The organism is Thermoanaerobaculia bacterium, from assembly GCA_035717485.1.
In the GTDB taxonomy this organism is placed as follows: Bacteria; Acidobacteriota; Thermoanaerobaculia; order UBA5066; family DATFVB01; genus DATFVB01.
This window is the reverse complement of record DASTIQ010000124.1, coordinates 1-2749: the sequence shown is the minus strand read 5'-3', so window position 1 is coordinate 2749 and position 2749 is coordinate 1. Positions and strand designations below refer to the sequence as shown.

General features: G+C 69.9%; 3 protein-coding genes. All 3 read left to right on the top strand.

Translation table 11 applies throughout. The features are described 5' to 3' along the window. The coding region (locus tag VFS34_06695; GenBank protein ID HET9794134.1) for a DUF5777 family beta-barrel protein at window positions 1–838 on the top strand (838 nt) is incomplete at its 5' end. A gap of 168 nt (window positions 839–1006) precedes the next feature. Further along, window positions 1007–1594: a carbohydrate-binding family 9-like protein gene (locus VFS34_06690; GenBank protein HET9794133.1), complete on the top strand. Its 588-nt coding sequence runs from the start codon at window positions 1007–1009 to the stop codon at window positions 1592–1594. Window positions 1595–1622: 28 nt separating this feature from the next. Beyond that, complete coding sequence (locus VFS34_06685; GenBank protein ID HET9794132.1) at window positions 1623–2651, top strand: L,D-transpeptidase; 1029 nt, start codon at window positions 1623–1625, stop codon at window positions 2649–2651. Window positions 2652–2749: the final 98 nt, after the last annotated feature.

Sequence of the window (2749 nt, the reverse complement as noted above, 5' to 3'; positions counted from 1 at the left end):
CGCGGCGCCGGCCTCGACCGCCGCCGCCGCGGGCTCGACGGACGCGGCGCCGCCGCGGCGCTGGCTCGCGCCCACGGGATCGCTCGTCGTCAATCTCCCCTCGGACCAGACGATGGCGCGGGGTCTGCTGCAGTTCCTCGTCACCCATCGTTTCCGCGGAACCGTCCGCGGCAGCGACGCCCACTCGCTCTATTCGCTCGACTCCGGCGCCGACTTCGGCTTCGGGTTCGCGTACGCGCCGATCGAACGGGGCGAGGTCTCCCTCTACCGATCCGGGATCCAGGACGACTGGGAGCTCGCCGCGAAATACGCGTTCGTTCCGCCGGGGCGCGCCTTCGGGGCCGCGCTCCGGGTCGGCGGCGACGACCGGCGCGAGCCCGTCATCATCACCCCCGCGGGCGGGCAGCTGCCCGCGGGCGATGCGCAGACGTCGTTTTTCGCCCAGGCGATTCTCTCGCTCCACGCGTGGAACAACCGGATCGAGGTTTCGGCGGTACCGGCCTATTCTTCCGAGACGACCTCGGAGCGGCACGCGTTCAACGTGCCGTTCCACGCCGGGATCGCGCTCGGCCGTTCATGGAACCTCCAGGGCGAGTACCAGTTCCAGCGCAAGAGCGTTCCCGACTCGATCGACATCTGGACGATCGGCATCGAAAAGACGCTCTATCGCCACCGGTTCACTCTCGTCATTTCGAACACGACGGTGACGACCGTCGACCAGTATCTTTCGGGCGACTTCGCGGTCGGCCCGAAGAGACAGGGACGCCAGTTCGACAACGGCTTCCGGAACAACGACTGGCACATCGGATTCAATCTCGTCAGACAGTTCAAGCCGTAACCGTCGGCCCGCGCCGTGTCCTCCGCGGCCGGGTAGACCCTCGACCACTCCGAGACGCGGCGTCGTTGCTCGTCTGAAGCACGCCCTCGATTCTCCTCGGGCGACTCGGGCGCTCCGCGTTTCGTGTATTCCTTCCGCGAAGGATCGCGCGTGGGACAATGCCGCGGAATGTCCGCCGAAATCGCCGTTCCGCGGCTCGGTCCCACGGACCGGCTGGTCGAGCTCCCGGCGCACCGCCTCGTCGACGCGGTGACGGGAGCCCCGCCGCGGCTCGCGACGTCACTCCGGCTCGCGGTCCGCGGCGAGTTCCTCCTCGCGCGATTCGACGCGAGGCATCGGGGAGTCGTCGCGACGCTCCGCGAGGAGAACGCGCCGCTCTGGACCGAGGACGTCGTCGAAGCTTTCGTCGGCGCGGGGGATCCCCCCCTTCGCTATCTCGAGCTCGAGGTGAACCCGCTCGGGACGCGATTCTCGGCGCGGGTCGACTCGCCCGAAGGAACGCGGAAGGGAATGTCCGTCGCGACGTTCGGGTGCCCCGGCTTTTCGGCCGAGGTGCGGCTCGGCGAGCGACGATGGAGCGCGCTGCTCCGCGTTCCGCTCTCCGCGCTCGGCCGCGACGCGCTGCCGGGGACGTTTCGGGCGAACTTCTTCCGGATCGACCGCACGGCCGGGGAGTTCTCCGCGCTCTTTCCGACGCGCGCGGATCCCCCCGACTTCCACGTCGCGTCGGCCTTCGGAAGATTTCGCATCGCGTGATGGCACCGGACTTGAATCATTCCGGTTCATGGCGAACCGCCGCGCCTCGGGCGCGATCCTGCTCGGCGTTCTGATCCTTTCGGCGGCGCCCGCCCGGGCGGCGTCCGGGCGCCGCCCCCCGCGTGGAAACCGCCGGTCCGCGCCCCGGGCACCGGCGGCGTTCGACGCGCAGGCCGTCAACGACGCGGCCGCCGAGAAGCCGCTCTCACGCGGCGCCCGCGGGCCGGCCGCGCTGCGCGCCCAGGTCCTCCTCGACCGCGCCCACTTCTCGCCTGGAGAGATCGACGGAGGATTCGGCGACAACTCGACTCGCGCCGCGGCGGCGTTCGATGCGGCCAACGGGATCGATCCTTCGATTCCGGTCTCGGAGGCCACGTGGAAGGCGCTCGATCGCGACGCGAAGCCGATCGTCGTGCGATACACGATCGTGGCGGAGGACGTGTCCGGGCCCTTTCTTCCGATTCCCGACGACATGATGGAGAAGGCGAAGCTGCCGTCGATGCCCTATTCCTCGCCGCTCGAGGAGCTCGCGGAGCGCTTCCACTCGAGCCCGGAGCTCCTGAAGAGAATGAGTCCGGGGGCGGACTTCGGCGCGGCGGGGACCGCGATCCTCGTTCCCGACGTCGAGCGCTCGCCGCTGCCCAGAGCCGCGTCCGTCCGGGTGAGCCAGAGCGACCTTTCGGTGGCCGCGCTCGACGAGTCCGGAAAGACGATCGCGCGATTTCCCGCAACGGTCGGAAGCGAGCACGACCCCCTTCCTCTCGGACAATGGAAGATCACCGGCATCGGGCGGAATCCCAGCTTCCACTACAACCCGGACCTCTTCTGGGACGCCGACACGAAGGACGCGAAGGCGACCGTGCCCGCGGGCCCGAACAACCCCGTCGGCGTCGTGTGGATCGACCTCTCGAAACCGCACTACGGGATCCACGGGACGGCCGAGCCGGCGGCGATCGGCCGGAGCGAATCGCACGGGTGCATCCGTCTGACGAACTGGGATGCGCTCGATCTCGCGGCGATCGTCGGTCCCGGGACGCCCGCGGCGCTCGTGCCGTGACGCCGGCCGAAGCGGCGCGCGCGAGAGACGCCGCCGCGGGCGAACGCGCCGGCCGGGGCGTTCTCCTGTTCTGGACGGCGGTCGGCGCTTTGGTCGTT

Excerpts from the sequence above, each read along its gene's own strand:
- VFS34_06685 (HET9794132.1), top strand. The coding sequence starts at position 1,623 with ATGGCGAACCGCCGCGCCTCGGGCGCGATCCTGCTCGGCGTTCTGATC.
- VFS34_06690 (HET9794133.1), top strand. The coding sequence starts at position 1,007 with ATGTCCGCCGAAATCGCCGTTCCGCGGCTCGGTCCCACGGACCGGCTG.